This window comes from Enterococcus sp. DIV0294, assembly GCF_050558155.1.
In the GTDB taxonomy this organism is placed as follows: domain Bacteria; phylum Bacillota; class Bacilli; order Lactobacillales; family Enterococcaceae; genus Enterococcus; species Enterococcus faecalis.
Map to the genome: position 1 here is coordinate 815,978 of NZ_CP187889.1, position 22,655 is coordinate 838,632.

Sequence of the window (22,655 nt, forward strand, 5' to 3'; positions counted from 1 at the left end):
ATGAATATTGAAAAGATGAAGTTATCAGAACTACGCCCTGCTGAATATAATCCAAGGGTTGAATTTAAGCCAGGCATGGTAGAATACGAGAAGCTTAAACAATCTATTCAAGAATTTGGCTTTGTTGATCCGCCTATTTTTAATAAAAGAACAGGAAATTTAGTTGGTGGCCATCAGCGTGTTTCTGTAGCAAAAGATTTAGGAATTGGCGAAATTGAAGTATCTATTGTAGATTTACCTATCGAAAAAGAAAAAGCTTTAAACATAGCTTTAAATAAAATTTCTGGCCAGTGGGATGAAGATAAATTAGCTTTGTTATTAAATGAATTAGATGAGAACGAACTTAATATATCAGGGTTTACTGATAAAGAAATCCAAGAGGTTATTGATCAGTATGATATGCGGCTAGATTTGGAAACAGAAGCAATAGATGATGGTTTTGAATTTGAGTTACCTGAAAAGCCCAAAGCAGCTTTAGGTGATATCTATCAATTGGGAAGACATCGATTAATGTGTGGAGATAGCACCAATAAAGCACATATAGAGTTATTGATGGATGGAGAAAAAGCGGATTTATTAATTACTGATCCACCGTATAACGTAAATTACGAAGGAAAAACAGAAGCAGCATTAAAAATTAAGAACGATAATAAAACAGCCAGTGAATTTTATGATTTTTTAAGAAGTGCATTCAGTTCAGCTTATGATAATTTAAAAGAAGGTGCTTCTTTTTATGTTTGGTATGCATCATCTGAAGTAATTAATTTTGTTAATTCGTTGGTAGATTCTCAATTTATGGTGAAACAAGAACTTATTTGGTTAAAAAATTCTTTTGTTCTCGGGAGACAAGATTATCATTGGCAACATGAACCTTGTTTGTACGGATGGAAAAAAGATGGAAGTCATCGTTGGTATGGAGATAGGAAGCAAACCACTATTCTTGATTTTGATAAGCCAATAGCTAATAAAGAGCATCCAACTATGAAACCTATTCCTTTATTCGATTATCAAATTAAAAATAGCTCTAAAAAAGGAGATAAGATACTAGATATATTTGGAGGAAGTGGTACAACGATGATTGCATGTGAACAAAATGACAGGCAAGCATATTTGATGGAATTAGACCCAAAATATGTCGATGTAATCATTAATCGTTGGGAAGAATTTACAGGCAAAGAAGCTATAAAGTTGAATTAAATAAAAAAAAGAAGCCGAGTGCGCTAACACTCGACTACTTCAACGAGATACGAATACCCCGAAGACACAGAGAATTCCCACGCGTGGATTTTCGACACCCTCTGTGTCTTTTAGCATTTTATCAAATGCGGGGTGTTTTAACAATGGGAACAAAAGCAGAACATGAAGAAATTGATATTTTAGATTTAGAATTGGAAAAAGAATTTGAAGATGCCGAAGATTATGAGCAATATAGAAAAATCATACGTGCAACGATGGCTCAATGGTTAAAAAATCTTAAAAACGGTGAAATTAAATTAACTTCAGTGAATGATCTAAAAATACTTATTGAAGCTGATAAAATACTTAGAAGTTAGAGGAGGTGCGGTCAATGACAAGAAATGAAAAAGAACCATCAAATAAAACAAAAGAAAGATATGACTTGTTTGTTGACTGTTATCTGCAAACTTTTAATGCAACGCAATCAGCAATCAAAGTTGGATATTCAAAAAAAACTGCTCGCCAACAGGCCCATAAGTTATTGACAAATGCTTACATTAAGCAAAAAATTCAATTTGAAATGAAAAGACTACGCAATCGCATGAAAGACGAAGGATTGCGTAGTTTTTCTATGCTTTTAGATATAGCAATGCAGACTGAGGAAAAAATACAAGCTCATAATGAAGCAGAGATAGAAATCGATAGGATAAAGTCCGAGCTTAGTGATTTAGAGCTTGAAATGCTTAAAGCCAATAATGACTTAGAAAAGGTACAAAAGGCTGCAGATGCTATTGATGGTCGAAAAAAAGAAATGAGAAATCATAAAAGAAGTCTTTTAGAACAAGTCGACTCTATTAAGAAAGAATATTTTGAACTGAATCTTGAAAGAGTAGTGTTACTAAATGAATTATCAAAACATCAATCTCGTTATCTTGATGCTAAAGAATGGGAAAAGTTGCAAAATTTAAAAAAATCTATTTTCCAAGATATTTTGGATCGAGGCGGTTTTAAAGCAATTGACCAGATACAGCATAGTGGAAAAGTGGATGTTAATCCATTTGCTAACTTATCTGAAGAAGAATTAAGAAGGTTAGCTGAAAATGATGGATAAAATTGTTTTAGGTGCAAAGTTAGAATTATCCCGTCGTTATTTTTGGGACTATTGCAAATTAACGGCATCTGACTTTTACAAACAAGATAGAGTGTACTTAAAAGAATTATGCGATGATTTACAAGAATTCATTTATGATAGTGACGATGACGTTCTAGTTATCAATGAACCACCTAGACATGGAAAATCAAGAACTGCTGGTAAATTCGTAGAATGGTTATTAGGAAATGACAATCAAAAAAAGATAATGACGGGTTCGTATAACGAAACATTATCTACAACATTTTCCAAAGGTGTGAGGAATGCTATTCAGGAAATTAAAGCTGATGAAGGCAGGATAGTATTTTCAGATGTATTCCCTGGTGTAGAAATAAAATCAGGTGATGGCGCTATGAATTTGTGGAGCTTGAATGGTGGGTACAATAATTATCTAGCGACATCTCCAACAGGAACAGCAACAGGTTTTGGTGCAGACATCATCATCATTGATGATTTAATTAAAAATGCCGAAGAAGCAAATAATGCTATGGTTTTAGAGAAGCACTGGGATTGGTTTACCAATACTATGCTTTCTCGTTTAGAAACAGGCGGTAAAATTATAATCATCATGACTAGGTGGCATTCTAATGATTTAGCAGGAAAAGCTTTAAAGGAGTTACCTCAATCTGGTTATAAAGTAAAGCATATTAGCATGAAAGTATATAACGAAGAAACAGACACCATGCTTTGTGAGTCTGTCCTTTCTAAAGAAGAATATTTCCGTAAAAAGAAAACGATGGGTGCAGATATTGCTTCTGCTAACTATCAACAAGAACCGATTGATTTAAAAGGTCGTTTGTACCAAAAATTTTCAACATATGAAACACGCTCTAATTACATTAAAATATGGAATTATACCGATACAGCAGACACTGGTGCTGATAATCTTTGTTCAATTGTTTTTGGTGAGACAGAAGATCATAAAGCAGAAGTATTGGATGTTCTATTTACAAAAGAACCAATGGAACAAACGGAAACAGCACACGCTGAACAAATTAAAAATAACCAAGTAAACCATGTCCGCATTGAGTCTAACTCTGGTGGGCGTGGTTTTTCTCGTAATTCAGAAAGAATTGTTAAAGAACGAGGATATCGTGGTGCTTATTACGAGCCGTTTCATCAATCGGCAAATAAACAATCACGTATTCTTTCTAATTCGGCACTTGTAGAAAATAATGTGTATTTCCCATCAGATTGGAAAATAAGATGGCCAGAATTTTATGAAGCTATGACGACCTACCAAAGGGAAGGTAAAAACAAACACGATGATGCACCAGATGCTGTAACAGGCATTGTAGAAACATTAGCAAATGATAACCAAGTCAGATTTATCCAATATTAGGAGGTGTGAAAATGTTTCAAAACAATTTAAGTTTGAAGCGGTATAAAAGATTACGAACAAAATATTCTACACAAATTAATGAAGAAGTTTTCGATCCTAATGATTTTATTACTGAAATGAAGCCATTTTTTGATGATAGAGAGCGCAAATACAAAGCTTATACAAGCGAACAAAATGAGATCGATAGAAGACCTAAACCAAACACAAAGATTATAAAAGTGAATAATAAACTTCATGCTGGTTTATACAATACTATTGTCGATCAAGCAGCGGACCATTTCACAGGTATTCCAATTAAGTGGGATTACGATATTACAGAGCAGAGACGATCAATTATGCAACGTGCTAAAGATTTATTTTTGAATAATACATTAAAAAACACCAAAACACCAAAAGAGTTCGAACGGCTGACAGAGTTAGTGAATGATATGCGGTTTGCCATGCTTGATTCTGACACAGCTCGGTTTCAAGGAGCTTGTGGTGTTGCTTTTCGTTTGTTAGAACCTGTTAAAACCAAGGATGGTTGGCAATTATGGGCGAGCAATATCGAACCATGGAAAGCTGAAAAATACGAAAATGCAGATATCTTTATTCGTGAAAAATACGACACACATCAAAAAAAATTTTTTGAAGAAATGAAAGTCATTACTAAAGAAAGAATACGCATATATAGCAGATACATTGAGTTTAATTTAGTCAGTGTATCTGGAACATTTAAATTGATTGAGGAAGTAGAAAACCCGCTAGAAACGTTCTACCTATCAGAGTTTAAAAATAATACGAATCGTTATTGCGATTTTGAAGTGGCGGAAGAACTTTCTGATGCATTTGATAGAAGCTTATCAGACCAACAAAACGAAGTTGAACAGTTTAAACTTGCTTACATGGCCATTAGCGGCTCAATATTAGATGAAGAAAAAGCACAAAGAATGATGGATCAATTAGGTATCCTTAACTTACCAGATCCACAAGCTAAGGTTGGGTATGTAACGAAAGATATTAATAAAGATTTCAACGAGTATCATCTAAACCAGCTAAAAAAAATGTTCTATACAATCACAAAATCAATTGATTTTAATGATGAGGTATTTAAATCAAACGCTTCTGGTGAAGCTCGTAAATGGCAAATTATTGCCTTAGAAGCAAAAACAAATACAAAAGAGCAGTATTTCAGGGAAGGTTTAAAAGAAGTCGCTGAAACGATGGCAGCTTTCATTAAATTTAACGATAAGCTTGATTTAGATGTGTCTAAAATTGTGTTTACATTCAGTCGCAGTTTGCCAACAGATATTGGCTATCTTGCTGATGCATTGCCAAAACTTTCGCCGTTTCTATCTAAACGAACAATTATTAATCAGATTCCATTTGCTAAAGACCCAGATTATGAAATGGACTTGATGAATTTAGAACAAGGTCAAGATTATCCTAGCGGGGAATACGACAAGCTAGGCGGTGCGGATAATGAAGAAGAAAACAACGGCTAGTGAACGCTACTGGGAAAAACGTCGTGAATTAGAAGACAAAGCACGCTTGAAACTGGAAAAGAAAACTCTTAGTGAACTAGAATCTGTTTTCGAACGTGCTTTAGTTAAAATTCAAAGACAGTTATTGGCACAAGCTGATTTACACGGTATTACTCAAAGTGAGATGCTAGAAGATTTTAGCAAACGAGACCAAGAGAAGTACCGTAAGTATATTGAGAAGAACTATGAAAAGTTGATGGAATCAGATGAAGCTTATAAGCAATTCATTGATGAATATTTTCCATCCTTTGACTATGCGAAAGTTAATCGCTTGTTACAATTACGAGCAGACATTTTTTCTACCCTTGCAGGTGAAGCAATAGCCAGTGATGTTAACGGTAAATTTAATAACGACTTAGAGAATATCACAAAACGAATCTACAATTCTAATTCTAATGCGTTGATACAATTATTAGGCGGTTCAGCACCTAGTTTAACTAAGAATGAACTAGAAAACATCATGAACTATCCGTGGAGTGGAAAAACATTTTCATCTCGTTTATGGGGCAATATATCAACCCTAGAGCAACGTTTGAGCAATTCCATTATTAATTCATTGGCAAGTGGTGAAGGGGTTGTGGAAGCTCTTAGAACGATGAAAAACGATGATGTTATTAGCGGTATGTTTAAGTTGGAACAAGGAAAGTTTAATCGTTCGATTGAAAATCTTGTTAGAACGGAATATTCACATTTTGCTGTAGAAGGTGTAAGAAAATCGCTAAAGGATGTAGGTGTTAAGCAAACACAAAGCTGGTCGGCAGAAGATGAGCGTGTTTGTTCTATTTGTGGTGGACGTCATGGAAAAGAGATTAAAGATGATTGGCATCCACCGTATCATGGACGTTGCCGTTGTACTGAAATACCAATTATTCCTGAAATTAGCGATGACACAGATAAATTGTACGAGGAAATGTTTGGTGATTTATTGGATGAATTCGCTAATAATAATTGGGGAATAAAATTAAATAGGAAAGGAGGATAGCAATGAAAGGATTATTTGAAGCAGTGTTAAATCTAGAAGTTACCAATGGTACAGAAAAAGCCTATAAAAAAGCTTTTGAACAAGAAAACGAACGATACTTAACCAAACACACTTTGAGAGATGGCAACGGTAATATCGTCAAAGATGAGCTTAAATCAGTTTGGGGTGGTAATTATTGTCACGTTGATATTTTGTATTCGTTACCAGGTAGAAAAAGTAAATTAACTATTTCGATTGTGTCGAGAACTCTGCAAAATGTAAAAGATGCTGTCACTGATTATCAAATGCTTGGTGCTGAACTGGTCCATAAAAATTGGGAGTGATTTACTTTGAATAAAAAACCTGTTTTAACGATAGCGTTAAAACAAAAATTATACTGTCGGTATAGATTTTTTCAATTGTACTTCTTGAATATGTTTAACTATAAGAAGTTTTTGGAATTACAAGAATTCATTTTAGAAGAATTAGAAACGGATATAGAAAAATATTTTAAAGTTAAAGTGAAATAAAAAGTCTGACAAATGTTAGGCTTTTTATTTTGTCCGAAATGACGTTAAACTAGCGCAATGCTGGGCTTAATTGAATGGTGGGGCGCAATAAATAAATCTAAAGCAATGCGGGGCGATTAGTCGAATCGTGGGGCGAAAGGAGAAACAAAATGAAACAAAACCTATTACCAATGGATTTACAAATGTTTGCTGAAGGAGAAGGTGCTACAGACTTCACTTTCGATGATTTTAAGGCATTTGTAGAATCAAATGAAGAAGCACAAAAATTTGTACAATCACAGTCACAATCAGCTGCAGATAAACAATTAGAAGCTTGGAAACAAAATAATCTTGAAAAAATCAAGGAAACAACAATCAAGGAGTATGAAGAATCTAAGAAAAATAAAACTCCTGAACAAATTAAATTAGAAGAATTACAGGCTGAATTTGAAGCTGAAAAGGCATTACGTGTGACTAGTGATAATAAAGCTTTTGTTGCAGAAAAAATTGCTGGCTTAGATTGGGATGGAGATTTGAAAGATTCTATTTCTCAATTTATGTTAAATAATCTTGTTAGTTCAGATACTGAATTTACTAAGAAGGCTGTAGAAGGTTTTACAGAGCTTTTGGAAGCAATAAATGATAAGCATGCAGAAGCTATTAAAAATGTAGAAATGACTAAAGCTTTTGGTAATAAATCGCAACAAACCAACATGGGAACTGGTAATCAAACAAAATCGTTTGAAAATCCAGAGGTAGCATTAGGACAAAAATTACAAGCATTTATCGATTAGGAGGAAACTACAAATGAAAAAAAGTTCATTAAATAATCTTGAGTATTTAGATATTTCACAGGAAGTTAATGCATTACAAGTTCCAAATACACCATTTTTAAGCTATTTGTTAGGCGCAGGCAAAGTTGAAGCTGCCAAGTCAACTGAGATTAAATGGCGAGAATACGGCATGAATAATGATGATTCATCTGCTCAATTAGAAGGCGGAGAATACGCAGATGCGGAATCCGATCGTACATGGTTTAACAACTATACTGAAATTTTCAGAAAATCAACTTCTGTATCTGGCACATTAGATGCTATTAATGTAGATGGTGTAGGAAATGAATTGAATAGCCAAGTAGCTCTTCGTGCTACAGAAATGAAAATTGACTTAAATCGTAAATTGATTGTTGGTGTAAAAGCTGATGAATCTGGTTCTAAAGGTCGTCAGATGAACGGAATTTTAAATTTAATTAGTTCAACGAATAAAGTCGAAACAGCAGCTGCGGGGGCAGTAACAAGAAAAGATATTGACACATTATTTAAAACAATGTTCCAAAAAGGGTATATGGGCGAAAAATTATGTTTAGTAGCACCTGATATGCAAGACTTAATGACTGATCAGTTGGATGAAAAATCAACAAAAATTGTGCAATTTGGCGATAAACTTACATTTGGATTGCAAATTGGAAATATTGCCTCAAATTACGGTTCAGGAATTGCGTTAATTGAACCTAATTTACCTAATGGAACAATCGCAGCTATTGATACTAATTATGTAAAATTACGTCCATTACGTGAATGGCGTGCGGAAGAATTAGCAAAAACAACAGATTCAAGACGGATTGGATTAGTTGGTGAGTATTCAATTGAATACAAAGCTTCTAATTCTGGAGCAATCTTGAACTTGAAAGCCTAAAATATAATAACGAAGGAGGAAATTAAAAATGGCAACAGCAAAAAAAGAAGTAACCTATCGTGTGCTTGACAAGAAAAACTTTGTGGGCTTTATGCATCCTAAAACAAAAAAATTTATCACAGCAAACGAAAATAATGAATTTGTAGTTTCAGAAGATGACAAAGAAGCTATTGAGATATTAGAACGTGCTGCAGATACTTTTAAAGTTTAGGTAATGATGCTTTATGGTTGATGAAAAAAAAGAAGAAATCGTTGAGAAAATTCAATTGATGCTACCTAACGCTTCTGAAGATAGGATTTTGTCTGTTTTAAACCTTGTTATCTTTGAAATCAATTCTTACAATACTTGCAAAATTGATATTGCTTGGGACGAGTTTGAACCACTTATAATTGAGGTTATCTACAAAGCTTTAAAAAACGAAATAGATAAGTCTGTAGCTAGTGTAAAACGTGGTGATACATCAATTAGTTATGTAGTTGAATCAAAAGACATACAATCACTCATGAAGAACTATAGCAGTGCTATTAAACGTATTTTAGGCTGTGATAGCGGGGTGTTTTTCTATTGAATGAAGCAGAAATTTTAGCAGCTACTTATTTTGATACCTGTGTTATTGAGAGAATGAGCGATATTGAAAATACGGAAAGTGGGATTACTGAACAAGCTTATTTTCCAATTCATGATGGCAAGTTACCCTGTGCTTTCTCTCAAGGAAGTATGGGGAACTTGCCTGTAATAGAAAACAAAGAAGCGTTTAATATCTCCTATGAAGAGCAAAAACTTTTTTTAGAACCTAATATAAAAGTTAAAAAAGGAGATAGAATAACTATTACTCAAGGTACAGGTCAAAAACATGTGTTATTTTCAAAAAAACCTTTTTATTATCAAAGTCATATAGAAGTAGTGCTATCAGGAAGTGCAATTGATGAGTAAAAGCGATCTTAGAATGAAATCAAATGCTGATAAAGTTATTGCAAATTTAAAGAAAATGACGCCCATTGCTGAAAAAGAAGGTGCTGCAATGGTGAATGATTCGTTAGCTAAAATTTATCAGTTAATTGTACCTATGACACCAATTAAATCGGGTGATTTAAGACGAGGCTATCGAATCATTAAAGCTAGAAAGTTGTCTAGTGGTCGTATCGTGGGAGCATTGATTAATAATGAAAAATATTTTAGATATGTAAACGATGGCCACCGAACAAAAAATGGCGGATTTGTTAAAGGCAGATTTATGTTGCAAAAGTCTTATAAATTAGCTCATGCAACATATATTCCGAAACGATTTAAACAAATGGCGATTATCATTGTTAAGAAAGGATAGATATGTACGATAAAATTTTAAAAATGCTTACTGACACAATAAAACAGTTCTCGAATGCGCCTATCTATCTTGATGATGTAATGCAATCGTCAGAACCGTTTTATTTCGTTTTGAGCGTAGAAGAAAGCATGACTGATAATGTAGGTCAAAACGTTCAAAATAAAGCATACAATGTTGATATTGCACTGGTTGATAGTAAGAAAGATAAACAATTAGTAAAAAGCCTAACAGAAAGCTGTGGGGCTTTTTTTAATGTGTTGAATTTGGACGGAAACGAATTGTTTCCAGAAGATTATCAAACGTTTAAAACCGACGGAATTCAACATATCAATTTTAATGTTGCGTTCCCACAATTAATTGAATGGAGTGAAAAATAGATGGCAAAAAAGAAAAATGTAAGTGTCATTTCTGTAGAGAAGCCAACGTGGTTCCCACTAACAGACGAAACGGGCGCTTTTCCAGTTTACGGAACGCCAATTACAATCGGTACTGCTGTCAGTATCAAACCAGATGTTACAACAGAAACAACGCCTGACTATGGCGATAGTGTAGTTCAAGATCAGTATGTTGCATTTGGTGGTGCAGAAGTTACTTTAGAAACAAACGGCTACCAAAATGAAGTTTTAGCTGAAATTACAGGGGGAAAAAAATTAAAGGGTGGCGTATTGCGGTCTGCGGATGATATTGCATCAGATGGCGCATTTGCTTACCGTCGCCGAAAATCGAACGGTAAATATCGCTATACGATTTTCTATAAAGGAAAATTTGCTTTAACATCTGATGAAACATCTACATTAGAAGGAAGTTCAGTATCTTATACCCATCCAGAATGGACGGGGTCCTTCGTTGATGTTCCAGGGTTGGGTTATATGTATTCCGTGGATGAAGACGATGAAGGTGTCGACTTAGAGATGATTAAAAACTGGTTTACTGAGGTAATGGATCCACGTAAAGAAAATACTACTGCTGTTACTGGTGTAACTTTAGACCAAACAGAGTTAAATTTAAAAGTTGGCCAAACAGCAACCTTAACACCGACAATTACACCAGATAACGCCTCAAACAAAAAATATCAGTTCCGTTCAGAAAGTGAGGCTATTGGAACTGTAACACCAATTCAAGGGAAGGTTACTGCTGTAGGAGAAGGGACAACGGAAATCGTAGTCACAACAGAAGATGGTAACTTTACCGCAAAATGTACATTAAATGTAACAACAGCAGATTAAAATAACAGTTTAGGACGACCTTGTCGTCCTATTTTATATGGAGGAATTAAAATGGCAAGTAAATTTCAACAAAAAATTAAATTAATGATTAAAGATGGAAGCAAATATACTACAAAACAATTCACATCGGCAGAATTTTTACCAGGTTCAGTCATGGATACAGGTACGGATTTACAAATCAGGTTAGAAGAAGCAACAAAAACAAATGATATGGAAGCAATTCGTCCTATTTTAAGAGAATGCTATGATTTTATTGCTGATGTTATTTTTGAAGGACAGTTTACTGGACAAGAATATATTGATGGTATGGATGCTCGTGAATTATTGAAGATTACAGGTCAATTGTTAGGTTCTGTTACTTCTGGTTATGATGCAATTTATTCTGAACAGAAAAAAAAGTAACGGAACTTTTATATCATCCTCATTTTAAGTACACGCCACAATATCGAGAAGCAGAACTAAAAAGTTCGCTTCTTGAGAATGGGTGGACTTTAAATGAGATCGAAAACACAGATTTAAACGAGCTTTTGAAAATTTATGCATTTAAAGATGCTGTAGAAGAATTTGAAAATATCAAATATCTTGATGAAAATACTATGTTCTAAGAGGGAGGGGGTACTTTTTGAACAATGAAGACTTAGTATTAAAAATGATACTGGATGAATCTGGCTTTTCACAAGGATTAAATTCAGCAGTAAAAAAGTTACAAGGCTTTGATGTTGAAGTTGATAGAACAGGACAAAAAGGCGGCCGATCTCTTGGGAGCATATGGACGTCGTTTGCTGGTAACTTTTTAGCCAGCGGAGCTACTAAAATCATCTCAAAAGGAATTGGGCTGATTACCAGTAATATTGACGGAGCTATCAATCGTGTAGATACGTTAAACAACGCAAATCGCGTATTTGAAAATATGGGCTTTTCAGCTGGCGAAACATCAAAAACAATGGATAGCTTAAAGAAAAGTATCCAAGGGTTGCCTACACCTTTAGACAGTGCAATTAAAGGTGTTCAATTAATTGCTTCGTCTACAAACGACTTAGGGAAGTCAGAACAAATTTTTGCAGCTTTAAATAATGGAATTCTCGGTTTTGGTGGTTCTGCTGAAATGGTAGACAATGCTATTATCCAGCTGTCCCAATCGTTCTCAAATGGTAAAGTAGATGCGCAAACTTGGAATTCAATGATTAATAGTGGTTTAGGACCAGCATTAAACGCTTTAGCAAAACAGATGGGATTAACAGCTGGTCAGATGAAAGAAGGTCTCTCCGATGGTTCAATTTCAGTTGAAGAATTCCAAGATGCTTTAATCAAATTAAATAAAGAAGGCGGTGGCGGTCTTAAATCATTAGAACAGATTGCTAAAGATTCTACCGCTGGTATTAAAACAGGTTTAGCTAACATGAAGACTGCAATCGTTCGTGGTGTGGCTAACGTTGTAACTAAAATTGACGAAGGCTTAAAAAGTGCAGGTTTTGGAAGTATTAGTGAAATCATTGCTGACAAAGGGGCAAAAATGGAAGCAGTTTTATCTAAATTTGCCGAGATGATTCCGCCAATGATTAAAACAGTCAAAGAGTTATATGATACCTTGGAACCTTTTGCGCCTGTACTTGCAGGCCTTGCTGGAAGTATCGGTACCATGATGACAATCAACAAGGTAAATAGCTTAGTCGAAGATGCAGTAAAAGGCTATAAAAATTGGCGTGCCGCTACTGAGGGAGTTACAACAGCTCAAAAAATTCTAAATACTGTTATGAAAGCAAATTGGATCGGCATCATTGTTTCTGCAATTGTTGGTCTGATTGTTTACATTGGTTATCTGTGGAAAACTAATGAAAACTTTAGAGAAGCGGTTAAAAATATTTGGAAAAATATACAAGAGTTTATCTCAAGCGCTGCAGATATTGTTGTAAAGGCTTGGGATTCCACAATGGAATTTTTCAGCAACATGTGGGATGGCACAAAAGAGGCTTTTTCGAATGCTGGTACATGGATGAAAGAAGCACCTGGAAATGCAGCCGACTGGGTTAAAAATAAGTGGAACGGTACCAAGGAATTTTTCAGTGGGCTTTGGAATTCAACAAAAGAAGGCTCAAAAAATACATGGGAAAATATTAAACAAAGTGCTGCTGACAGTGCTAAAAGTGTTGGAGAAAGTTTTAAAAATGGCTTTGATAATGTGAAAGATTGGTTTAAGGGTGTTGGAAAATCAATATCAGATGTTTTCACAACAGCATTTGATTTTGTTTGGAAATATATTGGTCCATATGTAACAGGAATCAAAAATGCGTTTAAAATGGTTGTTAACGCTATGAAAGCGAACATTGAAAATGTCAAAATGATCGCTGAAAATGTCGTCACCATTCTAAAAAATGTTCTATTAGCTCCAATTCTTTTCATCACATCAATGATCACAGGTGGATGGGAAGAGGCAAAAGAAAACATGATTGCCGTTTGGGATAATATTGCTGAAGCTGCTCAGACTATTTGGTTCGGGATTAAAAATATCTTTTATAACACTGTTACAGCTATTTCCTATTCAGTCACTTCTATTTTTAATGGATTGATGTTGACAATTAAAAAGATTTGGATTGATGTGAAGTTATTTTTCACCTTACTCTGGATTGACATTAAATATGGAGCGATCAACGTTTGGATTGAAATTAAATATTCTATTATCGAAACGTGGATAAATATTAAATTTGAAGCAATTAGAATATGGGAAAGTTTGAAAACTTGGTTCTTTGAAACAGTAGAAAACATTAAAAATGGTGTAATTGATGGTTGGAATAACTTAAAACAAGGCACAGTTGATACATTTAACGCAACTGTTCAATGGTCAAAAGATACCTGGAATAATTTTAAACAGTGGATTGTTGATCTTGTGACAGGTATAAAAGACGGCATCATTAACGGTTGGGAAAACTTAAAACAGGGAACAGTTAATATTTTCAACAATTTGGTACAAGGTGCTAAAAATGCGTGGAATAATCTTAAAAGAAGCGTTAGTGATACAGTTGAAAATGTGAAGCAAACCTTTAATGATATGCGCCATATCGATTTATTTGAAATTGGTAAAAATATTATCCAAGGATTAGTTAACGGTATTGGTTCAATGATTGGTGCTGTGAATAAAAAAATTAAAGAAGTTGCTGGTAATATTAAAGAAAAAATCAAAGGTGCTTTAGGCATTCATTCACCTTCAAGATGGATGCGGGATATGATTGGTAAAAATATTGTATTAGGTGTTGTAGCTGGTATTGACCAAGAAAAAGGAACGCTTGACAAATCAGTGAAAAAAATGACCGATTTACCAACAGAGTTACCAAATTTTTCTACTACTGGCAGATATATCAACCAACAAGGAGCTCAAACAGAAAGCTTAGCTAAAAATAAAGGTAATGCTACGACTAATATTGGCGGTGATACTTTCAATATCAATATACAAGCTATGGGAAAATTAAATGAAAAACAATTAATGGATATGGCTAAAGACCTCGTTAAGTATATTCAAATTGTTAAAAATAGAGATAGTGATGCAACGGGGGGTGCTTTTGGTGGAATTTAAAAGAGGACAGTTTTTTCTTAATGGAAAACATAGTTCTGAATTCAATGTATTTATGAGAGAAAGACCTGAACGACTTTCTGCAGGACGTGTGGTAGAGCTTAGGGAGCGAATGGGTAATGATTCAATAGCCGTTGATTTTGCATATTATAAAAATGTAGAACGTACCATTACATGCTATGCGAAAGCAAATACTTTACAAGAAGTTTCTTTTTTAGAAGATGAAATTTCCTTTTGGCTCGATATGGGAAACTATTCTGATTTCATTGTCTATTTTGATGAGCATTATATTTATCAGGCGATTGTAACGAGTCCACCAAAATTTACAGGAACAAGAAAAAGCGGGGTTTTAATTCCTTTTGAATTTACTGTAAGTATCCGACCTTTTAAGAAAAATCGTATTGGCCAATATTGGATAAGTAATCCTAATCAGTTAATCAATACAGAAAAATATCCTTCAGAACCCATTATTCAGATTTTGGGGTCTGGGGATATTTCTTTTTTTATCAATAATCAATCATATTCATTAAAAGCAATTAACGGTGACATCATTATAGATTCAGAAAAACAAGAAGCTTATAGAAAATCAGGCGGAGCATTTGAAATCTTGGATCATAAAACACTTTTTAAAGATTATCCGATTTTAAAATGTGGAGAGAATAATTTTCGCTGGACTGGTAAAGTAACAGAGTTTAAGGTTCAGCCGAATTGGAGGCGAAAGGTTTGATTCCAGTTATTTTTAAACCTGGAGAAAAAGATTTTTCAACAAATGGATTAGGACGTCTTGTTGATGCGACACGTTGCGAAATCACTGAAGAAGCAAACGGAAAATATGAACTAGAAATGGACTATCCAGCGATTAGCAGATTTAGTGATTATTTCGAAAATGGCTATCAAATTAAAGCAAAGCCAAATGACTTAGAAGAATACCACATTTTTGAGATCAAACAAACGTTTAAAGATACTTTTAATAATAGCATTGTTATTTATGCCCAATCTTGTACTTATAAGCTAGGAAACAGACAAGTGAGGCTAGTAACAGTTGATAATCGTAATGGTGCAGAAGCAATGAAATTAATCGAACAGAACATGGACGAACCTTGTGATATCAAACTATATTCTGATATAAATACAGCTTCTAGCACTACATTTGAAGCTAGAAATGTATTGAATTGTATTGCAGGGGAACAAGGTTCTCTACTTCAATACTGGGGCGGAGAAATAAAACGAGAGCCTTTTAAATTATCTTTGCTAAGGCGTAGAGGACGAGATAACGTTGGAACTGTTCGTTATGGTAAAGATTTAAAAGGATTAACCATTAAATTTGATTGGCAATCAATTGTTACTAAAGTTTTGCCATTTGCAGAGCTTCAAAGTGGAGCAGACGGAACTTCTCAACGGATTTATGGAAATGCAGTTAAAAGCGAATATATCAGTAAGTATCCTGATGTTTACGCTCAATACATTCAGTTTACTGAAGATCAAGGAGTAAAAGATATAGCTAGCTTAAATAAAGTGGCAAGTAAATACTTCACTACATTATATCCAGGAAGTGATAAGCCTAAAGTTTCTATTGAATTAGAAATTGAGAAACTTACAGATTCAGAAGAAGCAAAAGAATTTGCTAAGATGCGTAACTATAATTTATTCGATACATTCACTGTATACCACAAGCTTTATGATATTGACATTCAAACGAAAGTTACAGGAATTGTCTATGATGCTTTAGCAGAAAAAACAATAAAAATCACTGCGGGAGATATCCAAGTTGCTTTTTATAAACAGCAAAGCCAAGACTTTCAAGAAGCTATAAAAACATTGACAAAAAAAGAGTATATGAGTGATTTTGTAGATTATATTACTAATTTGATTAACGGTGTTGAAGGTGGAAGTATACTTCAATATCCTAAAAATCGACCTAATACCCATTATTACTTAGATACGGAATCCACGGATACTGCAAAAGATGTGATTGCAATTAATAACAAAGGAATTGGATTCTCAAGAACTGGTTGGAAAGGTCCATTTAAAAATGCGTGGGGAATTAATGGAGTATTGAATGCGGACTTTATAGGAGCTGGCAAAATAAAATCTAATATTTTTGAAACATCATTTAATAGCTGTGGAGATATTTTACGTATGGTAAACGGTACTTTACAAGCTTGGAATAATAAGAAAAAAATCATGGAATTAACTAAAAAAGGGATGGAGTTTTGGAATGGTAATAGTCACGTTGGCACGATGGGAACAAAGGGAAATCCTTTTCCAGGATTAGCAGATAAAAATGGAAATCCTGTAGTTTCTGATGGGAATTCATTACTATTAGTCGCAGATAATCCCCAAAAAATTATTGGTTTGTCTAACCAATCAGGAACAGGACATTTAATTACTGGTCCTACACAGTTTTTTGTTGGAAATAATTTTAACTTTTTTGGTCCGAATGGAAGTAAAGCAATTCTGACAGTTGATCGATTGATTGTGGGCGGTAAAGAAGTTATCCCTGGTCAAAATGGTGGTGGTGGTTCTGGAGCTGGTACAGGTGGTTATCCATCAGAAGTTACAAGCGATGCAGATAAATTTGCTTGGGACTTATGGAGTTACCTATTAGCTAACGGATACAGCAAAGCAGCTGCTGCAGGTATCCTCGGAAATGTACAAGGAGAAGTTGGTCCAAGTATGAACCCAGATACCGAACAAATAGGCGGTCCAGCTTACGGATGGGTTCAATGGGACGGTTCAGCATATCCATTGGTAGGCGCACCAACTTGGAATGGCCGAGAATATGTACAACGCTTAATCGCAGCTGCAGGTATCAAACAAGACTATAGGACGTCATTAGCCCAAGCTCAATTAATTAATTGGTGTATGTTCAATGGGCAATGGTTAGGACAAGTAAGTCCATTAACAGTTGATGAATTTAAAGTTGTCAGCTCGCCTAAAACAGCTGCTTATGCGTTTGAATTAAACTTTGAACGTCCAGCTGCAGCACATCCAGAAAGACAAACCTATGCACAAGTATGGTATGACAAATTCAAAAATTTGAAAGCTTCTACTGCAACAGGAAAAGCTGGCATAGAACATTTGGAGACCTTAATGGGCAAATGGCTTGGTAATGGGCAATGTTATGCCGTTCCAGCCGAATATTCTGGTTTTATGGGCGGCTGTGGTTTAGGTGCAGGAACAATTTATGGCTTTTCACATGTAATTGGTGATACATCATCTGCTGCAGATATTGGTGAAGCATATGATTGGAATGCGGTAGGTTGGCGAGTAATCCAAAATCCAACGTATCAAGATTTAGTGGTAGGAGCAATCGTCAATATTAGACGAGGTGGCCAATGGGGAACAGGTTGGACAGTAGACCCAACATATGGTCACACGGGCGTGATTTACGGCTTAAATAACGGACGTATCCAAACCATAGAACAGAACGCCGAGCAAGGGCAAATTGTCGCAAAATATGACCGATTATATTTTGCTAATTCTATTCAATCGATTGTTATTCCACCAAAATAACGAAAGGAGGATTTTTCAATGGTTAAATGGCAAGCAACGCTAAGTACAACCGAACCATACAACTATGTCGGGATTATTAATGTACGGCAAGGGAATAAGAATACAGAAGTCTTGGAAGTAACTGTTACAGAAAATTCTTTGCTGTTAGATTTAACAGACGGTAAAGTTTTTTTTGAATCACATATTGATGATAAATATGCGATTCAACGACCAACAAAAATCATAGATGCTAAAAAAGGGATTATTCAGTATACGTTTGATGAATATTCTATGCAGTCGCTACACAGACAAGAAGCTTATTTTAGTATTTATAAAGGCGACGATTTAATCGGCACAACGCAGAATTTTTCTTATTTTGTAATAAATGCTGCTTCGAAAACAGAAGGTGAAATGGGTTCTTATTGGCAGTCCATTGAAGATTTAATCGAAGACATGACCGCTTTTATCAATGAAAATAAGGGCGATTTTACTGATTGGATGAATGCTAGAAAAGAAGAGTTCGAAGCGTGGCGAGATGCGCAAAAAACAGATTTCACTTCATGGTTCGAATCAATCAAAGATATTTTAAAAACGATTGATCCTGGCGGTACGATGTTAGCCGAGCTAATGGATGCACGTGTAGACATTCAAGGAGTGCGCCATAATTCAATTTCTGAACGTTTATTGGCAGATATGGAATATTTGTATCAGAAATTAGAGAAACGCTTATATACGTTAGAATATGGCGAAATAAGTGACTTGATTATTTTACAAGATGATGCTTTTTCACTGAATCATGAAACAGAAATTGTTGGAACAGTTGATTATCCTGCGATCGATGGGGCATTGGTTATCGCAACAGTTGATGATACAAAACAGAACGCTTATGTGTTTGAAAAAGTGGGTGAAATAAGTGGTTAAAGCAAAACGAATGATGGAAACCGATGAAAATGGCGTGGAACGTCAGTTTTATCCTATTACACATGCATCCGCTGTTCGAGGATTAGAAAAAATTATTGCGGGTCAATCAAAAGTATTATCTGTTAATGGATATACTGGGGCAGTAATTATCACTAAAGCAGATCTAGGCTTAGAAAATGCACTGACAGAACTTCCTTATGCGACAGAAGAAACAGACGGTATTATCACTGCTGAAATGTTTCAACGGTTGTCAAATGGCGAGGGAGGCGTGTACATTCTTCCAATCGCTACCACAGATGAACTGGGCGGAATAAAGGTTGGCCAACTGTTAGAAATTGCAGAAGACGGAACGTTGTCTGCGGTAAAGCAAACAGATCAAAATTTCACCACTGAACTAAAATCGAAACTGGAAGAGTTGAAAGGTTATACTGCTGGAGCGAATATTTCTATTTCAGAAGATGGTGTTATTTCAGCAACTGGTGGTGGCGATGGCGGCGGAGTGAATCAACAATATGTTGACCAAAAAGTTCAAGAAGCCATTGACAGAATACCTGATATTACGTTTGAGAGAGTAGGGGAAGTTGAATGACAGATATTGTTAAAGTAAAACAAGGAGGAACACAGGTATTTCCTCAAACACATTGGAATGCTGTGGAAGGGAAACCAGAAGTATTGAAAGGTGAAAAGGGAGACCCAGGTCCACAAGGTCCAAAAGGAGATAAAGGAGACGTTGGTCCGCAAGGTCCAGCAGGGCAAAATGCAACAACGACAGACGTTGCAACCTCAATAAAAAATGGCTTGATGTCTAAAGAAGATAAAACAAAGCTAGATGGATTGCCAGCAATTACGTTTGAAAAGGTAGGGGAAGTGTAATGACAACAGATATTGTTCAGTTAAAAGAAAAAGGAAAACCAGTCTATCTTAAAACACATACTGCCGCAATTGATGGGCTTGAATCTTATATAAAAAAAATAGATGCGGACAAAGCATATCAAAAAATTACCAAAAAAGAACCGTTGTGGACAGGTGCATGGTATGGCGGAGCTGCAGGAAATGGGCAAGTACCTTCTAAGTCTCTTTCACAGTGTGAGAATGGTTGGATTTTACAATGGCAAGAATATACCAAAGAAGGAGCTTTGAACGGTGCGTGTTATCACTTTTTCTTAGTTCCTAAACAGCATGCGCAGAATCCAGGTTCTGGGGGAGTTATTTTCCTTTTACATGGATACTATACTAATTTAGTACGGAAATATTTATATATTAAGGATACTAAAATTACTGGAAACGACTTAAATGCCTCTTCTAGTGATACGGCTGGTTCAGGCAGTAAAATGTTTGCGTTAAGTGCGATTTATGAATACTAGGAGGAAAGAGAACATGAAAATTTGGATTGATGATATTCAAGGTTATTTAGACGGATATTCCACAATGGAACAACCGAATAAAATTGAACTTGAAGTAGAAAAAGAGCCAACAGATTTTTTTAATTATCGCTGGGACGGAACAAGCTTAATATACGATCCTGATAACGTGCCAGAACCAGAGCCAACGCCACCTACGGAATTGGAACTTTTACAAAAGCAAAATGCGGAATTAATGAAGCAAGTTTCTCAGCAGAATCAAGTTATTCAACAAACACAAAGAATGACTGGCGAATTGATGAAACAAGTCGCTGAACTTACGAAAGGAGCGGAATAAGATGAAAACGAATGCTTTTCCAGGTTTCGATAATATTAAACAGTTGTATGATTGGAATTGTTATACAAAACAAGATTTAGTAGATTACGTGAATATGAATTGCTTAACAAAAGAAGAATATACAAAAATTTGTGGAGAACCGTTTAGCGAAAACTAAGCGGTTCTTATTATTGGAGGAATTGTTTTGTCAAATGAAATTGTTGTCGCTGTGATAGGATTAGTAGGCAGTACAATTGGCGCGTTTATTGGAGTTGTAGCTAGTGCCAATTTGACAGCTTACAGAATTGAACAGCTAGAAAAGAAAGTAGAAAAACATAATGGGGTAATTGAAAGAACCTTTAAATTAGAAGGTCGAATGCAAGAAGCGGAACATGACATAATAGAATTGAAAGGAGCAAAAAAATGATTCTACCAGATAAGTACTACAAAATTATCAAATGGGGCGTGCTAACAGTGCTACCTGCAAGTTCTGTTTTGGTTGCCACGCTAGGTAAAGCTTATGGATGGCAGCAAACAGATATGGCTGTTTTAACTATTAATGCCATAGCAACTTTTTTAGGAGTAGTAACAGGTGTGTCAGCATATAATTTAAAAGACAAGGAGAAATAAAAATGAAAAAGAAAATTTTAGTAGGAGCGCTTGTCGCTCTATTTTTTATGCCTTTAAATGTATTTGCTGCAAAAGGAGACCAAGGCGTTGATTGGGCGATTTATCAAGGCGAACAGGGTCGTTTTGGTTATGCACATGATAAATTCGCTATTGCCCAGATTGGTGGCTACAATGCTAGCGGTATTTATGAACAATACACATATAAAACGCAAGTGGCAAGTGCTATTGCCCAAGGTAAACGTGCGCATACCTATATTTGGTATGACACTTGGGGAAACATGGACATTGCGAAAAAAACAATGGATTACTTTTTGCCACGTATTCAAACGCCTAAAAATTCCATCGTTGCATTAGATTTTGAACATGGAGCGTTGGCTAGTGTTCCAGATGGATATGGAGGATATGTAAGTTCAGATGCCGAAAAAGCAGCAAATACAGAGACAATTTTGTACGGTATGCGCAGAATCAAACAGGCTGGCTATACTCCAATGTATTACAGCTATAAGCCATTTACACTAAATCATGTAAACTATCAACAAATCATCAAAGAGTTTCCTAATTCTTTATGGATTGCTGCGTATCCTATCGATGGTGTGTCACCATATCCATTGTATGCTTATTTCCCAAGCATGGATGGTATTGGTATTTGGCAATTCACATCCGCTTATATTGCAGGTGGTTTAGATGGTAATGTAGATTTAACAGGAATTACGGATAGTGGTTATACAGATACCAATAAACTAGAAACTGAAACTCCAGCAATTGATGCAGGGGAAGAAGTAGAAAATACGCCAAGTTCCGATGTTAAAGTGGGCGACACTGTTAAAGTGAAATTTAGTGTTGATGCTTGGGCAACTGGCGAAGCTATTCCGCAATGGGTAAAAGGAAACAGCTATAAAGTACAAGAAGTAACTGAGAGCAGAGTATTGCTTGAAGGTATCTTGTCATGGATCAGCAAAGGCGATATTGAATTATTGCCAGATGCGGCAACTGTTCCTGATAAACAACCAGAAGCGACTCATGTGGTAAAATATGGCGAAACATTATCAAGTATTGCTTATCAATATGGAACAGACTATCAAACGTTGGCGGCATTAAATGGATTGGCTAATCCAAATCTTATTTATCCTGGTCAAGTTTTGAAAGTCAATGGATCGGCAACAAGTAATGTCTACACGGTTAAATACGGCGATAATTTATCTAGTATTGCAGCCAAACTCGGCACTACTTATCAAGCTTTAGCTGCATTAAACGGATTAGCAAATCCAAATCTTATTTATCCTGGTCAAACATTGAATTATTAATAGCTTTAATATAAAATAAGGATACACTTATTTAAATTTCTCTCGAGTCGCCGTCCCCAAGGCGGCTCTTTTCAGGACCATTAGCTCAGTTGGTTAGAGCAAACGGCTAATGACCATTCGGTTGATGGTTCGAATTTATCATAGTAGTTAAATCTT

The 22,655-nt window shown here is 35.3% G+C and carries 28 protein-coding genes; all 28 read left to right on the forward strand.

Annotation, left to right across the window (positions count from 1 at the left end; translation table 11 throughout):
- The 28 genes from IGJ20_RS04050 (at position 1) to IGJ20_RS04185 (ending at position 22,499) form a co-directional block, all read left to right on the forward strand.
- Positions 1 to 1,197, forward strand: coding sequence for a site-specific DNA-methyltransferase (locus tag IGJ20_RS04050; protein ID WP_375345018.1), 1,197 nt, complete (start codon positions 1 to 3; stop codon positions 1,195 to 1,197).
- A gap of 125 nt (positions 1,198 to 1,322) precedes the next feature.
- Positions 1,323 to 1,553: a hypothetical protein gene (locus tag IGJ20_RS04055; protein ID WP_010711272.1), complete on the forward strand. Its 231-nt coding sequence runs from the start codon at positions 1,323 to 1,325 to the stop codon at positions 1,551 to 1,553.
- Between the two features lie 14 nt (positions 1,554 to 1,567).
- Positions 1,568 to 2,287: a terminase small subunit gene (locus tag IGJ20_RS04060; protein ID WP_010716856.1), complete on the forward strand. Its 720-nt coding sequence runs from the start codon at positions 1,568 to 1,570 to the stop codon at positions 2,285 to 2,287.
- Complete coding sequence (gene terL, locus IGJ20_RS04065; RefSeq protein ID WP_029657337.1) at positions 2,280 to 3,668, forward strand: phage terminase large subunit; 1,389 nt, start codon at positions 2,280 to 2,282, stop codon at positions 3,666 to 3,668. The genes IGJ20_RS04060 and terL overlap by 8 nt, the downstream gene beginning before the upstream one ends.
- Positions 3,669 to 3,679: 11 nt before the next feature.
- The gene (locus tag IGJ20_RS04070) at positions 3,680 to 5,152 is read left to right on the forward strand and encodes a phage portal protein (protein WP_010716858.1); all 1,473 of its coding nucleotides are present in this window, start codon (positions 3,680 to 3,682) and stop codon (positions 5,150 to 5,152) included.
- Positions 5,127 to 6,173: a phage head morphogenesis protein gene (locus IGJ20_RS04075; RefSeq protein ID WP_025192301.1), complete on the forward strand. Its 1,047-nt coding sequence runs from the start codon at positions 5,127 to 5,129 to the stop codon at positions 6,171 to 6,173. Before IGJ20_RS04070 ends, IGJ20_RS04075 begins: the two co-directional genes overlap by 26 nt.
- A gap of 2 nt (positions 6,174 to 6,175) precedes the next feature.
- Entirely contained in the window at positions 6,176 to 6,496 is a 321-nt protein-coding gene (locus tag IGJ20_RS04080) for a hypothetical protein (RefSeq protein WP_010716860.1), read from the forward strand.
- 335 nt (positions 6,497 to 6,831) lie between these two features.
- Positions 6,832 to 7,455: a capsid assembly scaffolding protein Gp46 family protein gene (locus IGJ20_RS04085; RefSeq protein WP_010716862.1), complete on the forward strand. Its 624-nt coding sequence runs from the start codon at positions 6,832 to 6,834 to the stop codon at positions 7,453 to 7,455.
- A 13-nt stretch (positions 7,456 to 7,468) separates the two neighbouring features.
- Positions 7,469 to 8,356 carry a DUF5309 domain-containing protein gene (locus IGJ20_RS04090; RefSeq protein WP_010707370.1) on the forward strand — a complete coding sequence of 296 codons (888 nt, stop codon included), beginning with the start codon at positions 7,469 to 7,471 and terminating at the stop codon, positions 8,354 to 8,356.
- 28 nt (positions 8,357 to 8,384) lie between these two features.
- Complete coding sequence (locus tag IGJ20_RS04095; RefSeq protein ID WP_002357032.1) at positions 8,385 to 8,567, forward strand: hypothetical protein; 183 nt, start codon at positions 8,385 to 8,387, stop codon at positions 8,565 to 8,567.
- A gap of 13 nt (positions 8,568 to 8,580) precedes the next feature.
- Positions 8,581 to 8,925, forward strand: a complete 345-nt coding sequence (locus IGJ20_RS04100; protein ID WP_002387282.1) for a hypothetical protein — start codon at positions 8,581 to 8,583, stop codon at positions 8,923 to 8,925.
- Positions 8,922 to 9,290 carry a hypothetical protein gene (locus IGJ20_RS04105; RefSeq protein WP_010716863.1) on the forward strand — a complete coding sequence of 123 codons (369 nt, stop codon included), beginning with the start codon at positions 8,922 to 8,924 and terminating at the stop codon, positions 9,288 to 9,290. Before IGJ20_RS04100 ends, IGJ20_RS04105 begins: the two co-directional genes overlap by 4 nt.
- Positions 9,283 to 9,681: an HK97 gp10 family phage protein gene (locus IGJ20_RS04110; RefSeq protein ID WP_010716864.1), complete on the forward strand. Its 399-nt coding sequence runs from the start codon at positions 9,283 to 9,285 to the stop codon at positions 9,679 to 9,681. Before IGJ20_RS04105 ends, IGJ20_RS04110 begins: the two co-directional genes overlap by 8 nt.
- A 2-nt stretch (positions 9,682 to 9,683) precedes the next feature.
- The gene (locus IGJ20_RS04115) at positions 9,684 to 10,058 is read left to right on the forward strand and encodes a phage tail terminator family protein (protein ID WP_010716865.1); all 375 of its coding nucleotides are present in this window, start codon (positions 9,684 to 9,686) and stop codon (positions 10,056 to 10,058) included.
- Entirely contained in the window at positions 10,059 to 10,907 is an 849-nt protein-coding gene (locus IGJ20_RS04120; protein ID WP_010716866.1) for a major tail protein, read from the forward strand.
- Between the two features lie 51 nt (positions 10,908 to 10,958).
- Positions 10,959 to 11,309: a phage tail assembly chaperone G gene (gene gpG, locus IGJ20_RS04125; RefSeq protein WP_002397453.1), complete on the forward strand. Its 351-nt coding sequence runs from the start codon at positions 10,959 to 10,961 to the stop codon at positions 11,307 to 11,309.
- A 247-nt stretch (positions 11,310 to 11,556) separates the two neighbouring features.
- Complete coding sequence (locus IGJ20_RS04130) at positions 11,557 to 14,475, forward strand: tape measure protein (RefSeq protein ID WP_025192302.1); 2,919 nt, start codon at positions 11,557 to 11,559, stop codon at positions 14,473 to 14,475.
- A complete protein-coding gene (locus IGJ20_RS04135) occupies positions 14,465 to 15,199 on the forward strand; it encodes a hypothetical protein (RefSeq protein ID WP_002357042.1) in 735 nt (244 codons plus the stop codon). Before IGJ20_RS04130 ends, IGJ20_RS04135 begins: the two co-directional genes overlap by 11 nt.
- Entirely contained in the window at positions 15,181 to 17,988 is a 2,808-nt protein-coding gene (locus tag IGJ20_RS04140; protein WP_162783158.1) for a phage tail spike protein, read from the forward strand. Before IGJ20_RS04135 ends, IGJ20_RS04140 begins: the two co-directional genes overlap by 19 nt.
- Positions 17,989 to 18,006: 18 nt before the next feature.
- Complete coding sequence (locus IGJ20_RS04145; protein WP_104869691.1) at positions 18,007 to 18,888, forward strand: phage baseplate upper protein; 882 nt, start codon at positions 18,007 to 18,009, stop codon at positions 18,886 to 18,888.
- Positions 18,881 to 19,477, forward strand: coding sequence for a hypothetical protein (locus IGJ20_RS04150; protein WP_023894828.1), 597 nt, complete (start codon positions 18,881 to 18,883; stop codon positions 19,475 to 19,477). The genes IGJ20_RS04145 and IGJ20_RS04150 overlap by 8 nt, the downstream gene beginning before the upstream one ends.
- On the forward strand, positions 19,474 to 19,761 hold the full coding sequence (locus IGJ20_RS04155; protein WP_002357046.1) for a collagen-like protein: 288 nt from the start codon (positions 19,474 to 19,476) through the stop codon (positions 19,759 to 19,761). Before IGJ20_RS04150 ends, IGJ20_RS04155 begins: the two co-directional genes overlap by 4 nt.
- Entirely contained in the window at positions 19,761 to 20,252 is a 492-nt protein-coding gene (locus IGJ20_RS04160; RefSeq protein WP_002364194.1) for a hypothetical protein, read from the forward strand. Before IGJ20_RS04155 ends, IGJ20_RS04160 begins: the two co-directional genes overlap by 1 nt.
- A gap of 13 nt (positions 20,253 to 20,265) precedes the next feature.
- Positions 20,266 to 20,586, forward strand: a complete 321-nt coding sequence (locus IGJ20_RS04165) for a hypothetical protein (RefSeq protein WP_002389262.1) — start codon at positions 20,266 to 20,268, stop codon at positions 20,584 to 20,586.
- 1 nt (position 20,587) lies between these two features.
- Positions 20,588 to 20,743, forward strand: coding sequence for an XkdX family protein (locus tag IGJ20_RS04170; RefSeq protein WP_104869692.1), 156 nt, complete (start codon positions 20,588 to 20,590; stop codon positions 20,741 to 20,743).
- Positions 20,744 to 20,770: 27 nt separating this feature from the next.
- Positions 20,771 to 20,992: a hypothetical protein gene (locus IGJ20_RS04175; protein ID WP_002397443.1), complete on the forward strand. Its 222-nt coding sequence runs from the start codon at positions 20,771 to 20,773 to the stop codon at positions 20,990 to 20,992.
- The gene (locus tag IGJ20_RS04180; protein ID WP_002380792.1) at positions 20,989 to 21,195 is read left to right on the forward strand and encodes a phage holin; all 207 of its coding nucleotides are present in this window, start codon (positions 20,989 to 20,991) and stop codon (positions 21,193 to 21,195) included. The genes IGJ20_RS04175 and IGJ20_RS04180 overlap by 4 nt, the downstream gene beginning before the upstream one ends.
- Positions 21,196 to 21,197: 2 nt before the next feature.
- Positions 21,198 to 22,499 (forward strand): LysM peptidoglycan-binding domain-containing protein, encoded by a 1,302-nt coding sequence (locus IGJ20_RS04185; RefSeq protein ID WP_104869693.1) that lies wholly within the window; start codon positions 21,198 to 21,200, stop codon positions 22,497 to 22,499.
- Positions 22,500 to 22,655 lie beyond the last annotated feature (156 nt).